Raw genomic sequence first — 20176 nt, 5'->3', positions numbered from 1 at the left:
CGTTTTATTGCATGGGATGTTCACATTTTTACCTCTAAGAAACACTGCAGTCAAACAAAACGGCTTGGCATCCAAAATTATCACTATAAATTTTTTCTTTCCACAGCTATTTTTGCCGCAGTCTGCAAACAATACTACTGATAATTCTTCCCTGCTTCAGACAGTATACTTTTTAGCACTATGTAAAATAAAAGTGCGTACTTCCCAAGAGAAGTATCACGCGTTACACTTACATCTATTCCGCAGAAAGATTTTACAAAACAAATTAGAGGAGTGTTATAAATGGAACTTCAATTAGCATTAGACTTAGTAAATATTGAGGAAGCAAAACAATTAATAAAAGAGGTAGAAGAACATATAGATATCGTTGAAATCGGTACGCCTGTTGTAATCAACGAAGGATTAAGGGCAGTAAAGGAAATTAAAGAAGCTTTTCCTTCATTGAAGGTTTTGGCTGACTTAAAGATCATGGATGCTGCCGGATATGAGGTTATGAAAGCATCTGAAGCAGGAGCTGATATCATCACAATTCTTGGTGCAGCGGAAAACGAATCAATCAAGGGCGCAGTGGCAGAAGCAAAAAAACAAGGAAAAAAAATCCTTGTTGATATGATCGCCGTAAAAGATATAGAAGCGCGTGCGAAAGAGCTTGATGAACTTGGTGCAGATTATATTTGTGTTCATACAGGCTACGACCTTCAGGCAGTCGGACAGAACTCTTTCAAAGATCTAATGGCTATCAAACGTGTTGTCAAGAATGCTAAAACAGCTGTTGCAGGAGGAATTAAATTAGAAACGCTTCCTGAGGTTCTCAATGCACAGCCTGATCTTGTCATTGTTGGCGGCGGAATCACTGGACAGGATGACAAAAAAGCTGCTGCAGCAAAAATGCAGGAATTAGTAAAGAAGGCCTAAGTACAATGGCTGCAGAGGCAGCTTCAAATATAAAAAAGGCAGGAGTGTCAATATGGCTTCATTAAAAGGAAAAACAGCATTAATCACTGGAGCAGGACGGGGAATCGGGCGTGCGGCTGCTATTGCCCTTGCAAAAGAAGGTGTTAATATCGGCATGATTGGCACGACAATGAGCAATCTTGAAAATACTGCAGCAGAGCTTGAGCAGTATGGGGTTGAATATTCTGCCGCTGCAGCAGATGTTACTGATCTTGTGTCGGTTACTTCCGCTGTGGAACATATCAAAAATGATATCGGCTCCATTGATATCCTGATTAATAATGCCGGAATTGCAAAATTCGGCGGATTCCTTGAATTATCAGCTGAAGAATGGGAACGCATCATTCAAGTTAATGTAATGGGTGTTTACAACGTTACCAGAGCAATACTGCCCGGCTTAATTGAACAAAAATCAGGAGATATTATAAATATTTCTTCATCTGCCGGCCAAAAAGGAGCACCAGTGACAAGTGCCTATAGTGCATCGAAATTTGCTGTATTAGGACTGACTGAGTCGCTTATGCTTGAGGTCAGGAAACATAATATACGTGTCAGTGCCCTTACTCCAAGCACAGTAGCAACTGATCTTGCCATCGAAACAAACCTGACAGACGGAAACCCTGAAAAAGTCATGCAGCCTGAAGATCTTGCTGAATTCATTGTGTCACAGTTGAAACTCAATCCCCGTGTATTTGTAAAAACTGCAGGTATGTGGTCTACAAATCCTTAAGCACAAGAAATAATTTTAAAAAGAGCTTGGTCAAACCCAAAACGGCTATTCAAATGAATAGCCGTTTTTATTTAATCCTCCAGGATACCGTAACTCCTGCATTTATCATACAAACTGGTTTTGCCGATTTTCAGCAGTTTGCTGGCTTTGAGTTTATTGCCCCCTGCAAGCTTCAAGGCATGCATGATAGCTTTTTTTTCTGCTGCAGCAACTGTTTCTTTAAGCGGCAACACATCCTGGAGTAATGGCATGGCTGATGAATACTGCCCGCTGTCCATTACGTACAGTTCTGGATCCTGAAGATATAATGGCAAATGCTCATGGCGAATTTCCTGCCCATCCAAAATGTTGATTGCTCTTTCAAGCACATTTTCCAATTCCCTGATATTTCCTGGCCAGCTGTGGTTTTCAAGCAAAGTAATTACTTCTGCTGAGACAGAAATATCTGGCCGGCCAAAATTTTTTTGGAGTTTTTTCAGTAGAATATCTCCAATCTTCCAGATATCCTCCCTCCTCTCCCTTAAAGGAGGGATCTCCACTTTCAATACATTCAGCCTGTAATAAAGATCTTTCCTGAATTCACCGTTTTCTACCATCTTTTCAAGATCGCGGTGGGTAGCCGCAATAATTCGGACATCTACTGTTTTCGGAACATTCCCGCCCAGCCTCTCGATTTCTTTTTCCTGCAATACCCTTAAAAGCTTGCTTTGCATTGGCAGTGGCATATCGCCGATTTCATCAAGAAAAACAGTTCCTAAATGCCCCTGCTCGAACTTCCCTTTTTTGCCGCCTTTTTTTGCACCTGTAAAAGCTCCCTCTTCATATCCGAATAGCTCTGATTCCAAAAGATGCTCTGGAATTGATGCACAGTTCATCCGAATGAATGGGTACCTTGATCTGCTACTGTTCTGGTGGATGGCGTGTGCAAACAGCTCCTTCCCAGTGCCAGATTCACCGAGAATCAAGATGGACGAGCTGCTGCAGGACCCTTTTTCAGCAAGTTTTTTCGCTTCAATGAATTGAAGGTTTGATCCAATCAGGTCCTTGAACGAATATTTGCTTTGCAGTTCTTTTTCCAGCCTGTTTTTGTAATAATGCAGCTCTTCCAATAGTGGCTGAATCTTCCTTGAGTAATCCAGCCACTCCTGTGGATTTCTGAACATAACGGTACCGACCGAGCCTACAAGTTCATCATCAACTACCAGGGGATAACGGTTGGCAATCATTTCACTCCCTTTAATCGCCTGTACCGCTGATAATTCCGCAATTCCCGTTTTAGCTACGATGTGCATCCTCGAGTTTTCTATAACTTCCTGGACATGGCGTCCTATTGCATCCTCCTCGCATATTCCGAGAAATTCACAATAGGCACTGTCCATATACCGAATGTATCCAGTCCGGTCTACTACTACTAGCCTTTCCGCCACTAAATGGACGACTTCTCTGATCCATTCTGCCGGAAGTATTTCAATGCCAACCTTCATGATAAACTTCATCCTTTATCCATAAAATGATATAAGTGTATTCATTATAACAAAATATGGAGCCATGCCTTTGTTAATATCAAAAAATTCAAATAATTTTAAACAGTTTACAGCAGGATAACTATTGAACGGTATATCCTCCATCCAAAACCGCTGCCTGCCCAGTGATTCCCCTTGCTTTATCACTTGCTAAAAAAATGGCATAATCTGCAATTTCAGATACTTCTATCAATCTTTTTTGAGGCACTAATGGAAAAATCACTTCTTCAAGCACTTTACCGGCATCCACATTTCTTGTTGATGCCAAATCCTTCAATTGATTGCGGACAAGAGGGGTATCCACATAACCCGGGCAAATTGCGTTGACAGTTATTCCATGGCCTGCCCCTTCTAGGGCTGCAACCTTTGTTAATCCGATTACACCATGTTTCGCGCTATTATATGCAGCTTTTCCGGCAAAACCGACCAATCCATTGATCGAAGCCATATTGAGGATCCTTCCAAACTTCTGCTCCTTCATGATGGGGAAAGCATGCTTGATTGCCATAAAAGGAGCCGTAAGCATGACGCTTATCAGTTTTTCAAAAGTCTCAGTGGGAAATTCCTCGATTGGTGAAACATGCTGTAAGCCAGCGTTGTTAATCAAAATATCCAGTCTTCCGAATCTGTCAATCGCTGATCGAATTCCTTCCTTTATATCATTTTCATTGGCCACATTGCAGGTAAGTGCCATTGTTTCATGTCCCTTTTCCTGAAGGTCCAAAGAAGCCTGCATGCTTGCCTCCTCATTTAAATCCGCTAGTATGACACTTGCCCCTTCTTTGGCAAAGGCCTGTGCCATTGCCAGCCCTATACCGCTTCCTGCTCCCGTTATAAATGCCACTTTGTTTTTTAAAGAATTCACCTTTATGCCTCCGCCTTTGCTCCCCTGCCATTTTCTGCAGCGGGCGAATGTATTTGTGGAATTACATGATTCCAGTCAAGCTGTAAAGACCAATAATCAAAAACACGGTCACTGTTTTTAAAATGGTAATCGCAAATATATCTTTATAGGATTGCCTGTGAGTCAGACCTGTAACAGCAAGCAATGTTATGACAGCACCGTTATGAGGCAGTGTATCCATTCCCCCTGATGCCATAGCAATAACTCTATGCATCACTTCTGGAGGAATTCCGTATTTAGCCATTGCGGCAATATACTTTTCAGACATTGCACTAAGTGCGATTCCCATACCGCCAGAAGCAGAACCGGTTACGCCCGCTAATGCTGTCGTCGTAACAGCACCATTCACTAAAGGATTGGTAAACGTTTCTGATATCCCTTTGCTGACTGCCCCGAAGCCTGGCAGAGAAGAAATCACTCCTCCAAACCCATATTCAGCTCCTGTATTCATGACCGCAAGCAGGGCACCGCTGATACTCATGTTTAAACCGCTCTGGAAATTCGCTCTGATTTTTTTCCAATCATACAAAATGGCCCCTACAATCCCGATAGCAAGTGCCAGCTCTACGGACCACACTGCAGCAACAGCTGATGTCTCTACTTTACCGAATAATGGCAGATTAATTTTGGTGAAATCGAAGCCTTGCGGATACCATTTTGGAATGTATATAGTGAAAACTTTATTCATCACTCCTACAAGTACGAGCGGAACAAAAGCAAGTATTTGCCTTCCGGCAGGCAGTGTACCTGGAGATAGAACATGATCCGGCTCATTTAAGACTTCTTTTTGTGCTTCGGCTGCAGCAGCTGAGGAATCAAATCCATAATAGCCTTCTCCAGCTTTCTGAGCCTTTTTCTTCCTGTATTCCAGGTAAAACAGGCCGACAATTAAAATAAAAACGCCTCCTGCTGTTCCGAGGATAGGTGCCGCATAAATGTCTGTTTTAAAGAAAGCAGTTGGAATGACATTCTGAATCTGCGGTGTACCAGGAAGAGCATCCATCGTGAAAGTGAATGCGCCTAAAGCAATGGTTCCAGGAATCAGCCGCTTCGGAATATTAGCTTCCCTGAATAAATTTGCGGCAAAAGGATATACAGCAAACACAACAACAAACAAGCTGACTCCGCTGTAGGTTAAGATGGCGCCAAGGAGGACAATGGCCAGTATAGCGCGCTTAGCTCCCACCAATTTAATGATAGTCTTAGCAATTGTTTCGGCAATGCCAGACATTTCTACAACTTTTCCGAAGATGGCACCGAGCAGGAATACAGGAAAATAAAGCTTAATGAATCCGACCATTTTCTCCATGAACACATTAGAAAAAAACGGAAGGACATAATCAGGATTCGTCAGTAAAACTGCAAATAGCGCACAAATCGGCGCAAAAAGAATGACCGAAAACCCTCTGTAAGCTACAAACATAAGCAAAGCTAATGCTAAAAGAATGACAACTAACTCCATATAGTTCCTCCTTCTTCAATTTTTATAGAAAGCGTTTTCATAAAATATGATAAAATTGCATAGGCTATTTCCCTGTCCTCCCTCCATTTCATGTCAGGCTTTGTTAAAGCAGAATATTGATTTAATCATGAGATTCGCTTATTGGCGTTGGGGCCCGGCAAACACACCCGGATTGAAACTGTCTTAAGCGAAAATCAGCTGGCTAGTTAACAAGGCCGATTTTTAAAGGATATCACTATTATAACTTGCAAGTTTCATGCCAACATTTGCTTGCCTGAAAATCGAGGCAAATAAACCGTCTATTAATGGAATTTCCGCATTCACGGAAAAAATCAGGGTGAAAAGCTTTCCGGAATTACGGAATTTTCCGTTTTTGTGGAACAAGGAAATAGATGCCGGAACCTTGATATGAAAAAAAGCCTGCATGCAAGCCCTGAAGCCGCAAACAAGCCCATTGTCTAAAAGTGTATATTCTTATTTTCCCAGTCAGGATAAAGATCAGTTCTGCGGTCACGCCATGTAGTAACAGAACCTCTTTCACGGACTTTATACAGCAGTTCTAAATCCAGGTCTGCAGTTACAATCATATCATAATTCATTTCACCCTCAGCTAAAATCCCGCCCGGAGGAAAAGGTATATCATTAGGAGTCAATATTGCAGCACTTCCGAAGTTCGCTCTCATAAAGTCAACTGTAGGGAGCGATCCAATGGTTCCTGCTCCTACTACATAAACTTGGTTTTCAATGGCACGGGCATGGCTTGTAAAGCGTACACGGTGAAAACCGTGCCTGTCATCTGTGCAGGAAGGACAAAAAATTACATCTGCCCCTTCTGCCCTGGCCATCCTCACAATTTCCGGAAACTCGATGTCATAGCAGGTAATGATAGCAATTCTTCCCTTTTCGGTATCAAAAACCCGCAGCTTCTCCCCAGGAGCCATATTCCATTCTTCGACCTCTGTGGGGGTCATATGCAGCTTGGCCTGTTCTTCAATATGTCCGTCCGGGTAAAAAAGATGGGCGGTATTGTACAATTTCCCTTCCTTTTGAATAACATGCGTACCGCCGATGATATGCATCTGATAATCGCCTGCAAGCCGCATAAATAGGCTTTTATATTGCTCTGTAAAACCCGGCAGTTCATTTATCGTAAGCGAAGTGCCATCTTCGCTGCCGATGGAAAGGAGCTGAGTTGTGAAAAATTCCGGAAATAAAACAAACTCCGAACCAAATTCTTCAGCAGTTTTTATATAATGTTCGCACTGTCTTGCGAACTCTTCAAAGGATGAAATGGTATGCAGATGATACTGCACGGCAGAAACACGCAATTTCATTGTACTCCCCCTATGCATTTTTTTGCAGGAGGGGCTCACAAACATGCCCTCATGCAGCAAGTAAACAGTCTAGAAAGTAATATATAACATTACCGCCTTAGCTGTAAAGCAATACATTTAGTTGAGTTAAAAAAATTCAGCATTACAAGCAATGCACTCTTATTCTCCTATCTGCCGCATAACTGGACTCGGGTTTTAAAGGGCAGAAAATCCCCGATGTTCAAGGGAATACAGGGAATCACAAAAAAAGTCATATAGGCTTTTTTCAGATCTCATAAATGAAAATTGCCAATTTCTATAGAGGGCATCAAGAAGGAAACACATAAGCATGCCAGAGCAGGCACAGCTTTTCTTTAAATGAAAAAGAGATTGCCCCTGTTCAAAAAGGATGCTTGTGTATTGATTAAGAAGAGTCCTTTCTGCATTTCTGCTGCATCTACTATGTGCCTTAAATTGAACATACGATGCTGGACCTTTAACGGTTTCAAGGCTGAATTCGTAAGCAGCAAATTCCTTGATCAGCTTGGTTCTGCGATTTCTGAAAGATATAAATTCAAAGATCTTTTTTTCTTTTACAGCTGCATCTTCTTCCATGCAGGCGTCATGCAGACATACTCTCTCCTTTATTTTCAAATCAATGGCATCCAGATAAATAGGATAACGAAATCCAGCCCATGTATCCGGAAATCGGGCTTCCCCCAATAAAAACTGATAGCCGCGGAACAGCTCATGCATTAAACGCGGGTACAGGAAGTCTATTTCGGGATAATGATCTGTAGATACGATAGCAGTTGGATAATCACGGTAAAAAATTAAGTCGTCTCCGCTGAATTGTGAATTCCAGGGAAAGAAGGTTATGTTGTCATCAAAGTTATCAGGATGATTCCAAAGATAAACTTTTTCCTTATCATAGATAGCAAATGCAACAGGCTCAAAGCCTTGCCATAATCCGTTAAAGTCCGTCTTTTCCACCATTTCGTCAACTTGCTTCCACAAGTCCTCAATCTGCTGCATGTTTTTACACCGCTCCCTCATATAAAGAACACTATTTTATTCACTTGCCCGGATCTCTTATTTCAATCACAATAGTGTAAATCTAACACAAATATCTGAATTTTTAAATTAAAACACCATGCATTTCCTCTCAATTTTTTCGACATAAACCTCCACTGTGAGCGGCACGTTTTTTTATTACGCTGCTCTTCACCTATCACACAAGATTTAACATCAGCTGCATGATTCCAGGTCCGTAAAGCTCAAGCGGGGTCCGCCAGTATTGCGGATTCCCCATGAATCCTGAGGAATGTGCAGAAATCAGTTAAATCTTTTTGATATTCCTGTCAAAAAAACAGCAATCCAAATGGAATGCTGTTTAAGTCTATGCCTGCTGAAATTGTACACGGTGGAGCTTTGCAAAGATCCCTCCTTGCTGAAGCAGTTCCTCATGATTGCCCTGCTCAGCAATTCCTTCTTCTGTAACAACCACAATCCGGTCAGCATTCCTGATTGTTGCCAATCGATGGGCTATTACCAGGGTCGTCCTATTCTTGGCAAGCTCGGATAGCGCGTTCTGGATGATCATTTCAGTTTCCGTATCAAGAGCAGAGGTAGCTTCATCAAGGATCAAGATGGGCGGATTTTTCAAGAACATTCTAGCAATCGCTATTCTTTGCTTTTGCCCTCCCGAAAGCTTTAGGCCCCGTTCGCCGATTTGAGTTTCATAGCCTTCCGGAAGACCTTCTATAAAACTCTCGAGATGGGCCCGCCGTGCTGCTTCTTCTATTTGTTCCGCTGTAGCATCAAGCATTCCGTATCCAATATTTTCTCTTAGCGTTCCGGTAAAAAGAAAGACATCCTGCTGGACAATGCCAATCTGTGAACGAAGAGATGTTTTGGACATATCCCTTATATCAATCCCATCGATGGATATACTGCCTTCATCTACATCGTAGAAGCGGGGAATCAGGGAACAAATAGTCGTTTTCCCTGCTCCTGAAGGTCCAACAAAAGCAACCGTTTCTCCAGCGGATATGGTTAAATCAATGCCATTTAAAATTCTTTTGCCAGCGTCATAGCCGAATGAAACAGAATGGAAATCAATATCGCCGTGAAGCGAAACCATTTCAATTGCATCCAGTTTATCTTCAACATCAGGATGGATATCAATCATTTCTGTAAATCTCTTGAAACCTGCCATGCCTTTTGGGTAAAGCTCCATTAATGCATTAATTTTATCGATAGGCTTAAATAAAACATTCACATAAAGCACAAAACTTACAAGCTCGCCGCTGGTAAGCCGGCCTTTATAGCAGAGCCATGCACCATAAATCAAAACCGCAATCGTCATAAAACGGGTCATCATATAGATGGCCGAAGCTGTATAGCTCATTGTTTTGTAGGCTCGAAGCTTTGCATTGCGAAAATTTTTGTTATTTAATGAAAATCTGTTAATTTCAAATTTTTCATTTGTGAAAGATTGCACCACACGAATGCCGGATACACTGTCTTCCACCCGCGCGTTCACTTCAGCGATTTGTGTGTACATGTTTTTCCACGCTTTATTCATGCTTAAATTACTGAAGATGATTAATGCAATCAAAAAGGGGGTGATGGCAATCGCGAGCAGCGCCATTTTCACATTTACCGCGAGCATGATGAAGAATGCCCCAATAAATGTCATAACCGCTATGAACATGTCCTCAGGACCATGGTGCGCCAATTCGCCTATATCTAAAAGATCATTCGTTATCCGGCTCATGATATGCCCTGTTTTTGTATTGTCAAAAAAACGGAAGGACTGCTTTTGGACATGCTGAAAAAGCTGCTGCCTCATATCCGTTTCAATATTGATTCCGAGCTTATGGCCAAGATAATTTACAATGTACTGAAGCAGGGTGCTTAATATATATAATAGAAGCAATCCGGCACTTACTGAAACAATCGATTCCCAATCCCCTCCTGGAAGCAGATCATCAATAAACCACTGTACTGCCAGCGGAAAAGCTAGCTCCAATAAGGCGACGATGACAGCGCTGCTAAAGTCAAGCAAAAACAATTTTTTATGCGGAATATAATAGGAATAAAAACGACGAATCATGGTGTTTCTCCTTTTATTGGTTAATCCAAAGATACTAGGATTATAAACGCATCTCGCCAAACATTCAATATTTTCTGAAAAAAATCATTACTTTAAGACTAAAATATTTTGCTTTATGTAGGCATCATTTTGTGGAAACTCCAGGCCTAATCTCCAAAAAGTCGTACCTGCTATTTCATATTCATCCATGAGCTGATATTTAGCTGTTATGCTTCTGATATCTTCATACCAGACATCATGCTGCTTTTTCTTGGGCCAATATTGATACCAGGGTGATGCTGCCTTCAAGTCATAATGAATATCGCTTTTTTCTTCGATCGCCCGGTTTTGGGCGCGCAGCATGGAACTTGCTGCAGTTTTGTTGCTCGGAACCTCCCAATCATAGCTGTATAGCGGGAGAGCAGTAAGAATTTTTCTCGCTGGAATCTTTGAAACTGCATAGTCAAGAACATCTTTCATCCACCAAATCGGTGATATTGGATTAGGCGGTCCTGTCGGGTACCCATAATCAATAGTCATTACAGCAGTAATATCAGCTATCTTCCCAATCTCCTTATAATCATGTCCCCCAACAATCCGGTTATTCGGGAGATCTCCCGTTTTAGCATGGACATTTACCTGCAAAACCAGGCGGCCTAACGCCTTTTTCAGTTCCCTAAGCAGCAAAACATAATTTGCCCGGCTCGCAGGCGGAACGAATTCGATATCCATGCTTACCCCGGCGTAGCCTTTTTCCGCCACATATGACATGATGCTTCTCACCAGACGCTGCCGGTACTCTGTATTATCCAGCACGCCTCCTGCAAGCTCCGGGCTGAATTCATCATTAAGAAAATTTCTGATCATCAAAAGCGGCATGACACCAAGCTGTTTGCTTTTGGCAATCATTGAGCTGTCATCGCCAATGACATAAACATATCCCTCTTTTGTAAAGGAATAAGCGACGATAGCAAGATAGGTGAGCTGCTCTGCAGATTTTTCAAGTGCCGAAAAAACCGCGCCTCCGTTGGCAGGAAATGAAAATGATAGAGTTTTTAGGCGAAGCTTATACCGGGTTGGAATCTTCAGCAGCTGCCCTATTTTTATAACATCAGGCTTTAACCCTGGATTGGCTTTAAGGATGGCAGGGATTTTCACATCGAACCTTGCCGCAATTTCCCCAAGGTAATCTCCCCGCTTCACTTTATATATTCGATCCTCCACTTTTGATGCAGGGATATATAAGGCAAGTCCCGGGATAATTTCATCTCCGGATGGCAAGCCATTCAATGTCCTGATTTCCGCAGCGTCTGTCCGGTATTTTTTTGCGATTTCAAACAAAGTATCACCCGCTTCAACAACATGGATCCCCAAAGTATCACCTCCTAGTAATAGGTATTATTTAAGTTTATGGATAAAGTGGCCAGGGGTATGACAAGAACTTGGATTAAACGGGGGGATAATATTGCAGCGGTAAACCCCATTTATGTAATGTTTTCGAATTCTCCGTTCTTATGTTTCTTTATTGCTTTTGTATTTGTATCTATTTCTCAGAAGGAATCTGCCTCCTGACACGAATCAAGAAAGACTGTATCTCTTTAAAAAAGCAATTATGCACATAAGGCATAATTGCTTGATTTCTGGCATTTGGCTGTTGCTTCTTGTTAAAGCATTTCTTTGATATCGTAAAACTTTCCATTTTGCAGCTGCGTCCATTGAAGCAGGTCCATTACTTTTTCGGCTACAAGGGCAGGTGTCCTGAGCATGCCGCTTTCCTTATAATCTTTGAAACGGGAGGACTCTGCGAAATCCTTCTCGTCAGCTTCACGAATGTCAGCTTGCATTTCTGTATCCATGATGCCTGGCGAAAAGGATATCAGGACGGTTGGATTCGGTTCTCCGGTTTGTTCTAATGCTGCAGTTCTTGTGAACATCTCAAGTCCTGCCTTCGTGCTGCAATAGGCTGACCAGCCATGATAAGGATTTTTGGCAGCCCCGGATGAGATATTCACAATGATTTTTTTGATATCCAAATTCCTCGTTCTATTTATAAAGCTGTTCGACAGAATAACAGGAGCAAGAAAATTCACCTTCATGCTAAGCTCCATTTTTTCCTGCTCCAAGAATCCTGCAGGTTTAATCGGGTTTACAATGCCTGCATTATTAATTAAATATAATTCCTTTGTATTGTTCACTTCAGAAAAGACGATATCCATGAGTGCTTCCAGCTTTTCCGTCTCTTTAAGATCAGCAGCTATGTACGTAATCTTCGTTCCTTTTTGTCGGGCTTTTTGTTCTAATTCCGAATTGTTTGTCCGAGATATTAAAATGCAATGATTGCCCTCATTGAAGCATTGCTCTGCAATAGCAGCACCCAGGCCTTTTGAGGCTCCCGTAATGATATAGGTTTTCATAAACATATCCCCCACCTTTCAATTTTTTTCAAATGATTCTTTCCTTCATGCTTCAATGGTAACATTAACATTCCATGCATGTAAAAAATTCATTAGCCTTACACAAGAACACCTCCCTGAATCACCGTCCAGGGAGGTTATCAATGACTATATGTTAACACCCTTCATTGTTGCCTCAGGATAACGCTGTCCTGCTGCAGCTCCCTTTGGGGCAGCTTCATTGATGGCATCAAGCTCATCATGGCTAAGCTTGATATTAACAGCTTCAACATTTTCCTTTAAGTATTTTCTTCTTTTTGTTCCCGGAATCGGAACAATATGCTCGCCTTGTGCAAGGATCCAGGCCAACGCAAGCTGTGAAGCTTCACAGCCTTTGTCATTGGCAATGTCCTGGATTTTTTTCACTAAACTAATATTTTTGTTGAAATTTTCGCCCTGAAACCTTGGTGAAAATCTGCGATAATCATCCTCAGCCAAATCTTCAAACTTTTGGATCTGTCCTGTCAGGAAGCCGCGTCCGAGCGGGCTGTAAGGAACAAAACCAATGCCAAGCTCACTGACAGCCGGTAAAATTTCGTCTTCAACATCTCTGCTCCATAATGAGTATTCTGTCTGCAGAACGGAAATCGGATGAATTTTATGGGCTCTGCGAATGGTTTCAGCTGCAGCTTCAGACATGCCGATATAGCGGATTTTTCCCGCCTTGACCAAATCGGACATCGCACCGATTGTTTCTTCAATCGGCGTATCGGGATCTACCCGATGCTGATAATACAAATCAATATAATCCACACCAAGGCGTTTTAGACTGGCATCACAAGCCTGTTTAACGTAATCTGGCCTTCCGTTGACACCTAAAAAGCTGCCATCCGCCCCCCGGACATTCCCAAACTTTGTAGCAAGAATTACTTCATTACGGCGATCCTTAATGGCCCTGCCGACAAGTTCTTCATTTTTCCCTACCCCATACATATCTGCAGTATCCAAAAAATTAACTCCGAGCTCCAGTGCATATTGAATGGTGGCAATGGATTCATCGTCATTTCTGCCTGCATAAAAGTCGGACATACCCATACATCCTAACCCTAACGAAGAAACCTCCAAGCCTTCTGAACCCAGTTTGCGTTTTTCCATGATACGATCCCCTTTCCTCTAGGCCAATTTGATAATCCTTTTTCAATGATTCACTTTTTACCATTTGAAGCTTTGGCAAGTCCGCTAAAGAATAGCCTGTGAATTATTAAACATGTGTTCCCTGCTTCAGTTCAAGAAATACCGCAGCAAGATCCATTTTTCCTTTGCCATTTTCCTTTGCAGCTGCATACACTTTATCTGCAGCCTTAGCGAGCGGGAGCCCTACATGGTTCTTCTCTGCTTCCTCTGTTATTAGCCCTAAATCCTTAGACATAAGCTCAAGCATGAATGCAGCAGGAAAATCTTCCTTCAAAAAAGATTCTTTTTTCATTTGGAAAATTGGGGTATTAACAGCAGATTCTGAAATCATCTCTATGACCTCGTTTTTGCTTAAACCAGCACTTTCAGCCAGCAGCATGGCTTCAGAAATCCCCTGTACGGCCACACCAAGAAGCAGGTTTATGGATAGTTTGGCGGCACTGCCTTTTCCATTTTCCCCAAAGTAAATGGTTCTTTTTCCTAATACATCAAAAATATACTGGACGTGCTCTACATCTTGTTTGTCGCCGCCTGCCAGGATCAATAACGTACCATCTTCTGCCGGCTTGACAGACCCTGATACAGGCGCATCGATAAAACGTGCGCCTGCCTTCCGGACCTTTTCAGCAAACACTTTTGAATCTTCCGGGCTCACGGTACTCATATCAATTACAATCTTATTTGAATTAAGGCCGGCAAGCATGCCTTTTTCTCCTTCTAATACATCTTGTACTGCTGATGCATTTGCAAGCATGGTAATAATAATGTCAGATTGTTCAGCTGTTTCTTTTGGCGATGACAATGCTTTGGCACCCTCTTTTGAAAGTGCATCTGCTTTTTCAGCGGTCCTATTATAGGCAAATAGCGGCAAGCCTGCTTTTAATACATTTTTTGCCATGGGCATTCCCATGCTTCCAAGTCCTATCCAGCCAATTTTTTTCATATAATTACCTCCCAAGAATTATCATCTGTCATTTACAGCCAAAAAACATATGTAAAAAAAGTTTATTTTCTGTCTTTAATCACCATAATGAATAGGCGAGCTTACAAAGTCAAAGCATTTGCTTTATTTTTTTGGCTCTTTTCTTATAGATTGTCGTTTTTTAATTTATTATGTGAGGCGTTCCCATTGTCAAGTCAGGTTGATTGGAGCGTAAGGTGCGGGACTCCTGCGGGATGAGCAGAATAGGTGAGACCTAAGCAGGCGTAGCCGAGGAGGCTCACCGGCTGCCCCGCGGAAAGCGAGCATCCTGGAGAGGAAATCAACCACCTTGTTTCATAGCAACAAAGTTTACGAAAACAGCCATTTTTTTAAAATGAATAAAACACAGTTTCACTTCAAACAATAGTTATATGTCTTTATAGGGAGCTGTTTAGTATGGATCAAAAACGAATCAAGCAAATATTATCTTCTTCTGCAGAAATTAATGTTCATTATCATGGTGTTTCAGTATGGATTGATGGAATCAGCGAAGATGGAAATACAGCAACGGTCCATTTAAAAGGACCTGGCGGAGAAAAATCCGATGTGGCCATTTCTGAATTAGAAGAAATATGACGAGTGCCATCATCCTGGCATACAGGATGGTGGACTTATTATATAGGAACGCTTTTTATAGAAAACAGAGCGGTATGAATACACAGCACTCTTTATTGCATCAAAAAAAAGCCAAACCGCGGACGATTTGGCCTTCCCTATACTATTAAATTATTATATTATTTACCGATGAACTGCTGAGTCCAGTAATTGCCTGAAGATACATATCCAACACCGATGTGAGTGAAGTTAGCGTTTAAGATGTTAGCACGGTGGCCTTCGCTGTTCATCCAAGCTGTTACAACTTCTTTAGGAGTAGGCTGTCCCATAGCGATGTTTTCTCCGGCATATTTATAGCTGATACCGAATTTCTTCATCATGTCGAAAGGAGATCCGTAAGTTGGGCTGTTATGATCAAAGTATTTTTTATCTTTCATATCCTGAGACTTCAATCTAGCAGTCTTGCTAAGCTCTGTATCTACTGCAAGCGGTTTTAATCCTTGCTTTGTACGTTCTGCATTTGTAAGATCTACTACTTCTTTTTCATATTGGCTTAAAGAAGAAGAATTAGATGAAGATGCAGGCTTTGCTGCTTCCTGCTTTGGAGCTGCTGCCTTTGCTGGAGCTGCTTGCTTTGCTGGAGCTGGAGCCGCCTGTTTTGCAGGAGCCGCCTGCTGTGCCTGTGGTGCAGCATTTGCTGGCATTTGTACTTTGTATTGCTTCATATACTGATTTAATATTTTTTGGATGTCCTGCTGGTCAGTAACCTGGAATGAAACCGGTTTGGCTTGCGGACAAGGCTGAGTAGCGGCACTAGCTTGGTTAAAGCCTGCCCCTGAAAGGATTACTGCTGCTGCAGCTGCTGCTGAGAAAATCATTTTCTTTTTCATGTATATTTTCCTCCCCGTTAATTCTTTGGTTTGTTTGTTTGTTTGTTTCTTGCACAGTTATCGTAACATGTGTTTTTTGTAATAAAACGGCCATATTTAACCATTGCACAAGTAAAGAAACCAAACTGTGGAGCAACAGGGGCTAATTCACTGTTTTTCTTCGGTGAAATGTTAAGCTAGCAAGCTTTCTCTAGTAATCTTATTCATTCTCTATTTTTTCTTTTATTGGAAAAACACTGAATCAATTTCCACTTTTTCACCAATAAATCAGGATTGACAGCTTTTTAATTTCCTTATTTCCTGTAATATAGTTTACTTTTTTGTTACAAAACCTTAAGTTAATGTAACGAAAAAAAGCCCTCGTTAAAGGACTCTTCATTATATTCCATATTTTTCTTCCGCAGGATTTTTGAGGAGTGAGGTGATGCTTATTTTTTCATTTTATTGCGTTTAATGTTTTTTGTTCTAGATGATACCGGCCTTGTTTTCATCATGGAAAATGGAGCCCTTATCAAAACATCTTTTATATCGCTTAAAAACATAGGGGAAATTGGATTAAGATAGGAAGTGCCTAAATTCGTAATGCGTGACATATGTATAAGAACCATGCCAACACCCACTACAATCCCAAAGTTTCCCCATAGCCCTGCAAGAAGGATGATTCCAAACCTTATCAGACGGATTGCGCCGCTCATTATGTAGCTCGGAACTACAAAAGATGAAATGGCTGAAATGGCAACTACCACAATTAAAATATTGCTTGTAAAACCTGCATCAACAGCAGATTGCCCGATGACAATACCTCCAACAATGCCTATAGTCTGGCCAATTTTGGTAGGAAGACGGGCGCCTGCTTCTCTCAGTAATTCAATTGTCACTTCCATGATGATCGCTTCAATGAGCGGAGGAAAAGGAACACGGCTTCTCGATTCTACTAAGGTAAGCAGCAAATCATGCGGAATCATTTCATAATGGTAGGTTGTAACGGAAACATAAAAAGCTGTAAATAAAACTGTAATTAAAAAAGCAATATAGCGCAAAATCCTTAAAAAGGAAGCCTGTGTCCATCTTTGATAATAATCATCAGGGGAATTAAAGAAATCAAAAAAACTGGTTGGGGCGATAATGACAGAAGGGCTTCCTTCCATTAAGATAATGATCTTTCCGGCAATTAATTTAGAAGCCGCGCTGTCGGGCCTTTCGGTAGTCAGGTATTGAGGGAAAACAGAATAAGGATTCTCGTCAATCATTTGTGACAGCATATTAGAGTCATGAATCCCGTCGATTTCTATGTTAAGGAGCCTCTTTTTCAGCAGCTCGACAAATTCCATATTCACAATATCCTCTATATAGGCAACATACACATCCGTTTTTGAAATTTCTCCTACCTGCAATTTAACAATCTTTAGATGAGAGCTTTTCACCCGCCTGCGGATAAGTCCTAAGCTTTTCCCTGTAGACTCATTAAAAGCTTCGTGTGGCCCCGTTATTACCGTTTCTGTACCAGATTCGTTTACAGGGCGTGTTTCCGGGCCAAATATATTCACACTATAGGCTTTTCCGCCATGAAAGATAGCAGCATATCCATTTAAGATGTCTTTATATAGTTCACTTGTTTGTGTTATTTCTTGATACCTTGAATCCATAAGGGCTTTTTCAAACGAATCTTGCGAACCATAGTCGAAGATGTCTGTAAGATATTCTTTGATTTTTATTTCATTGCCAATATTATCGATATATACGTATTCGAGATTGCCTTGCAAAAGTGAAACTGTTTTTAAATCTGCACAATCTTTAAATTCAAGTAATGTTTCTTCCATAGAAGGAACCTTATTTCGGGTTTGTTTTGCGTTAGTATGAATTTTGCCTTTCTGCTTAAAGAGATCCATTTCCTCCTCTCCTTTCTGCCACTATTTTATTTTCCCATAATCTTTGATCATGGTTTGAACATGAAACACCACATTCGTTTTTGGATAAATCTTTCTCCAATCCATGCTTTTCCATTCTTTATACGTCATGCTGTTTTTAACATACCTGCCTATTCCCAGGCTATCTGTGGAATATTTCTTTGTTTTTTCAGTAATCTGCACCATGTCTTTTTCAATTTGTTTTGCCATTGCTGCTTCAAGATATCTTCTGTCTTTTTCACTGCTTAAGTCTTTCTTTCCCAAATACTCAATAACTGATCCTTTTAATTTTATTGAGATATGAACTGTGAACTGTTCTCCAGATTTTGTGTGTACCACGTTGACTGTTTTTTTGCTTTTAATAATTCTCATTGCTGCAAATTCAGCCTGGGACTTTTTGGAACCTGGTATTTCTATATTAACCTGGCCCGCATGGATCCGGTCTGTGAGTATGGTAAAGATAATGCCTTGAGAAGCTTTAAGGCTGGTAATATACCTGTCACCTCGGAACAATGCTATTCCATCCGAATCAATGGAGCTGTTTTTTTTGACAAGTATCGGCATCACAGGATCAATTCCATCTTCATAATAGTCCCTGGCAAATTTATATAGTGTGACTTCAGGGATCACATTGTTTTTCACCCCTTTTTCAAGAAGCTTATCAAGATAAGAGAATGTCCCGCTTCCGGTTTTAAAATCAGAAGACATCAATTCATACGCATTTTGTTTTACTAAGGCCAGCTTTACCCTCTGGCTGACAGAAGGCTCTCTCTCAAGGGTATCCAAATGCCTCCAAATGGATTGTTCAGCAACATCTCTTCCTATCAGTGCAGTCCGCACCTGGCCGCTGACTAAATTCCACTCAGTCTGTGAAGTCAGCAGAGATCTGGCTTCTTTACTGCTTCTGGCAACAGCCTCCAGGCTTTTTTGTGAGGAACTGCCGCCTTTCATAATCGGTATGGCTATCCCAACATGTATCGGCTGTAAATCTGACCCCGGACGTTTTTTAGCCAAATCATACGAAACTGCCTGAACGAGCCCCTGCTCCTCCAATATCTTTTGGTCGCTGCAGCCGGTAAGCATAATAATTGCTAAAATGATTGTGATGATCCGTTTATCCATAGTATTTCCTCTTTCTTCTGTATAAAAGGAGGGCAATTCCTAAAAGAGGCAGCAGGAAGCTGACAGCCGCTTCTATATTTGAAAGCCTTATGAGCCATCCATTCACATCCTCCATTGTCTGAAAATAAAATGATACGATATAGGTAAGGGCGACAATAATTAAGGAGATTCTTTTTTCGCTTGTTTTCTTAAACACCCTTTTTGCACATTCTTTTGCTCCCCAGAAATACATGACAACGGTAATCAGCACTTTAAAGAAGAATAATGCGAACAGCAGATTTTCAATTCTCTGGACAAATGGCAATTCGACATTTGACAATAAGTCCATAAAAGGAAACAGCAAAACCTTTAAATATGAATAACCAAAAAACCCATAGCAAACCACACATACTATTCCGTAAATAATGGTCGTTAATAGGTTGCCAAGGATAAGTGAACGCACAAATTTGCTTTCTTTATTGACGAATGGGAAAAATAATAGGGAGAGCTCATAACCAAGGAAAGCAGCAAACACCGAAATACTCCCCCTTATCCAATGTCCTCCGTCTTTAAAGAAAAAAGGAGTGTACCTGGAAAGGTCCATTTCCTGAAACGGATATATCAGAAGGATAAGCATCCAAATGGTTATGAAAAATATTATGGTAGAGATTTTCGAAATATTATATAAATCTTTGATTACCAGCAGATACGTCAGAACAACCAAGCCCAATTTTAGCAGCATGGGAGATGTCGTGGGAAAGGTAATCATTTGAAAAATCATGATATATTGCTTGCCGATCACGCAGCCATACAAGGACCATACTACAGCCAATAACAAGAACAGAAATGAAGATAAAAACCTAGGCAATGAATTTTCAAGCGAATTAAGAAAATCTCCATCTGAAAGATTATAACAGGCCCCTATCAGCAAAATGCCCAGCACAACGACGAAAAAAATAAGGAATATTGCAATCCAGCCATTGGATCCGAATTCTCTGGCAAGCATTCCCGGAAGTGAAAAAATGGTGACACCAAACTGGATGGAATATATAAAAATAACCAGATGGATATGATGCAGCTTCTCCTTCATTGCAATCACCCTAATCTTTCTTTTACTTGAGAAGTCTGTAATCTTGTTCGATTTTTATAGTATTTTTCTTAGTTGCAAAAC

The 20176-nt window shown here is 41.1% G+C and carries 18 protein-coding genes; 3 read left to right on the top strand and 15 right to left on the bottom strand.

The features are described from left to right. The first annotated feature begins 282 nt into the window (after positions 1 to 282). A complete protein-coding gene (gene hxlA / locus BM126_RS16440) occupies positions 283 to 915 on the top strand; it encodes a 3-hexulose-6-phosphate synthase (RefSeq protein ID WP_090990519.1) in 633 nt (210 codons plus the stop codon). A 52-nt stretch (positions 916 to 967) separates the two neighbouring features. Continuing rightward, positions 968 to 1684: a 3-ketoacyl-ACP reductase gene (locus BM126_RS16435; RefSeq protein WP_090990518.1), complete on the top strand. Its 717-nt coding sequence runs from the start codon at positions 968 to 970 to the stop codon at positions 1682 to 1684. Positions 1685 to 1755: 71 nt separating this feature from the next. Here the strand turns inward: BM126_RS16435 and BM126_RS16430 are convergent, their stop codons facing one another. From BM126_RS16430 to BM126_RS16380, 11 genes are all read right to left on the bottom strand, one after another. After that, positions 1756 to 3168: a sigma-54 interaction domain-containing protein gene (locus tag BM126_RS16430; RefSeq protein WP_090990517.1), complete on the bottom strand. Its 1413-nt coding sequence runs from the start codon at positions 3166 to 3168 to the stop codon at positions 1756 to 1758. Positions 3169 to 3289: 121 nt separating this feature from the next. Continuing rightward, entirely contained in the window at positions 3290 to 4009 is a 720-nt protein-coding gene (locus tag BM126_RS16425; RefSeq protein ID WP_371261468.1) for a 3-hydroxybutyrate dehydrogenase, read from the bottom strand. 124 nt (positions 4010 to 4133) lie between these two features. Continuing rightward, positions 4134 to 5573, bottom strand: a complete 1440-nt coding sequence (locus BM126_RS16420; RefSeq protein WP_090990515.1) for a GntP family permease — start codon at positions 5571 to 5573, stop codon at positions 4134 to 4136. A gap of 222 nt (positions 5574 to 5795) precedes the next feature. After that, positions 5796 to 5957: a hypothetical protein gene (locus BM126_RS22510; RefSeq protein WP_177201466.1), complete on the bottom strand. Its 162-nt coding sequence runs from the start codon at positions 5955 to 5957 to the stop codon at positions 5796 to 5798. 74 nt (positions 5958 to 6031) lie between these two features. Next, entirely contained in the window at positions 6032 to 6907 is an 876-nt protein-coding gene (locus tag BM126_RS16410; protein ID WP_090990513.1) for a carbon-nitrogen hydrolase family protein, read from the bottom strand. 195 nt (positions 6908 to 7102) lie between these two features. Next, positions 7103 to 7921 (bottom strand): hypothetical protein, encoded by an 819-nt coding sequence (locus BM126_RS16405; RefSeq protein WP_090990512.1) that lies wholly within the window; start codon positions 7919 to 7921, stop codon positions 7103 to 7105. 364 nt (positions 7922 to 8285) lie between these two features. Further along, complete coding sequence (locus BM126_RS16400; protein ID WP_090990511.1) at positions 8286 to 10004, bottom strand: ABC transporter ATP-binding protein; 1719 nt, start codon at positions 10002 to 10004, stop codon at positions 8286 to 8288. A gap of 87 nt (positions 10005 to 10091) precedes the next feature. Then, entirely contained in the window at positions 10092 to 11357 is a 1266-nt protein-coding gene (locus tag BM126_RS16395; RefSeq protein WP_090990510.1) for a glycoside hydrolase family 18 protein, read from the bottom strand. Positions 11358 to 11647: 290 nt separating this feature from the next. Next, positions 11648 to 12397 carry a (S)-benzoin forming benzil reductase gene (locus tag BM126_RS16390; protein ID WP_090990509.1) on the bottom strand — a complete coding sequence of 250 codons (750 nt, stop codon included), beginning with the start codon at positions 12395 to 12397 and terminating at the stop codon, positions 11648 to 11650. A 147-nt stretch (positions 12398 to 12544) separates the two neighbouring features. Beyond that, positions 12545 to 13531, bottom strand: a complete 987-nt coding sequence (locus BM126_RS16385) for an aldo/keto reductase (RefSeq protein WP_090990508.1) — start codon at positions 13529 to 13531, stop codon at positions 12545 to 12547. A gap of 106 nt (positions 13532 to 13637) precedes the next feature. Then, positions 13638 to 14513 (bottom strand): NAD(P)-dependent oxidoreductase, encoded by an 876-nt coding sequence (locus BM126_RS16380; protein WP_090990507.1) that lies wholly within the window; start codon positions 14511 to 14513, stop codon positions 13638 to 13640. A 435-nt stretch (positions 14514 to 14948) separates the two neighbouring features. On the opposite strand from BM126_RS16380, the gene BM126_RS16375 reads away from it, so the two are divergent. Beyond that, positions 14949 to 15128 carry an H-type small acid-soluble spore protein gene (locus tag BM126_RS16375; protein ID WP_090990506.1) on the top strand — a complete coding sequence of 60 codons (180 nt, stop codon included), beginning with the start codon at positions 14949 to 14951 and terminating at the stop codon, positions 15126 to 15128. 158 nt (positions 15129 to 15286) lie between these two features. On the opposite strand, the gene BM126_RS16370 is transcribed toward BM126_RS16375, so the two are convergent. The 4 genes from BM126_RS16370 to BM126_RS16355 all read right to left on the bottom strand — a co-directional run bounded on the left by BM126_RS16370 (position 15287) and on the right by BM126_RS16355 (position 20095). Further along, entirely contained in the window at positions 15287 to 15997 is a 711-nt protein-coding gene (locus BM126_RS16370) for a CAP domain-containing protein (RefSeq protein WP_090990505.1), read from the bottom strand. Positions 15998 to 16425: 428 nt separating this feature from the next. After that, entirely contained in the window at positions 16426 to 17886 is a 1461-nt protein-coding gene (locus BM126_RS16365; RefSeq protein ID WP_256213152.1) for a spore germination protein, read from the bottom strand. Between the two features lie 21 nt (positions 17887 to 17907). Continuing rightward, complete coding sequence (locus tag BM126_RS16360; protein ID WP_090990504.1) at positions 17908 to 19026, bottom strand: Ger(x)C family spore germination protein; 1119 nt, start codon at positions 19024 to 19026, stop codon at positions 17908 to 17910. After that, positions 19019 to 20095 carry a GerAB/ArcD/ProY family transporter gene (locus tag BM126_RS16355; protein WP_090990503.1) on the bottom strand — a complete coding sequence of 359 codons (1077 nt, stop codon included), beginning with the start codon at positions 20093 to 20095 and terminating at the stop codon, positions 19019 to 19021. Before BM126_RS16355 ends, BM126_RS16360 begins: the two co-directional genes overlap by 8 nt. Between the last annotated feature and the right edge of the window lie 81 nt (positions 20096 to 20176).

Source organism: Bacillus sp. OV322, assembly GCF_900112495.1.
GTDB lineage: Bacteria > Bacillota > Bacilli > Bacillales > DSM-1321 > Peribacillus.
The sequence above is the reverse complement of the archived record's forward strand: the minus strand, read 5'-3'. Positions and strand labels throughout refer to the sequence as shown.

What these genes read in the sequence shown, in the direction of transcription:
- hxlA (WP_090990519.1), top strand. Translation starts at nt 283, where the DNA reads ATGGAACTTCAATTAGCATTAGACTTAGTAAATATTGAGGAAGCAAAA.
- BM126_RS16435 (WP_090990518.1), top strand. Translation starts at nt 968, where the DNA reads ATGGCTTCATTAAAAGGAAAAACAGCATTAATCACTGGAGCAGGACGG.
- BM126_RS16430 (WP_090990517.1), bottom strand. Translation starts at nt 3,168, where the DNA reads ATGAAGGTTGGCATTGAAATACTTCCGGCAGAATGGATCAGAGAAGTC.
- BM126_RS16425 (WP_371261468.1), bottom strand. Translation starts at nt 4,009, where the DNA reads ATGGCACAGGCCTTTGCCAAAGAAGGGGCAAGTGTCATACTAGCGGAT.
- BM126_RS16420 (WP_090990515.1), bottom strand. Translation starts at nt 5,573, where the DNA reads ATGGAGTTAGTTGTCATTCTTTTAGCATTAGCTTTGCTTATGTTTGTA.
- BM126_RS16410 (WP_090990513.1), bottom strand. Translation starts at nt 6,907, where the DNA reads ATGAAATTGCGTGTTTCTGCCGTGCAGTATCATCTGCATACCATTTCA.
- BM126_RS16405 (WP_090990512.1), bottom strand. Translation starts at nt 7,921, where the DNA reads ATGCAGCAGATTGAGGACTTGTGGAAGCAAGTTGACGAAATGGTGGAA.
- BM126_RS16400 (WP_090990511.1), bottom strand. Translation starts at nt 10,004, where the DNA reads ATGATTCGTCGTTTTTATTCCTATTATATTCCGCATAAAAAATTGTTT.
- BM126_RS16390 (WP_090990509.1), bottom strand. Translation starts at nt 12,397, where the DNA reads ATGAAAACCTATATCATTACGGGAGCCTCAAAAGGCCTGGGTGCTGCT.
- BM126_RS16385 (WP_090990508.1), bottom strand. Translation starts at nt 13,531, where the DNA reads ATGGAAAAACGCAAACTGGGTTCAGAAGGCTTGGAGGTTTCTTCGTTA.
- BM126_RS16380 (WP_090990507.1), bottom strand. Translation starts at nt 14,513, where the DNA reads ATGAAAAAAATTGGCTGGATAGGACTTGGAAGCATGGGAATGCCCATG.
- BM126_RS16375 (WP_090990506.1), top strand. Translation starts at nt 14,949, where the DNA reads ATGGATCAAAAACGAATCAAGCAAATATTATCTTCTTCTGCAGAAATT.
- BM126_RS16370 (WP_090990505.1), bottom strand. Translation starts at nt 15,997, where the DNA reads ATGAAAAAGAAAATGATTTTCTCAGCAGCAGCTGCAGCAGCAGTAATC.
- BM126_RS16365 (WP_256213152.1), bottom strand. Translation starts at nt 17,886, where the DNA reads ATGGATCTCTTTAAGCAGAAAGGCAAAATTCATACTAACGCAAAACAA.
- BM126_RS16360 (WP_090990504.1), bottom strand. Translation starts at nt 19,026, where the DNA reads ATGGATAAACGGATCATCACAATCATTTTAGCAATTATTATGCTTACC.
- BM126_RS16355 (WP_090990503.1), bottom strand. Translation starts at nt 20,095, where the DNA reads ATGAAGGAGAAGCTGCATCATATCCATCTGGTTATTTTTATATATTCC.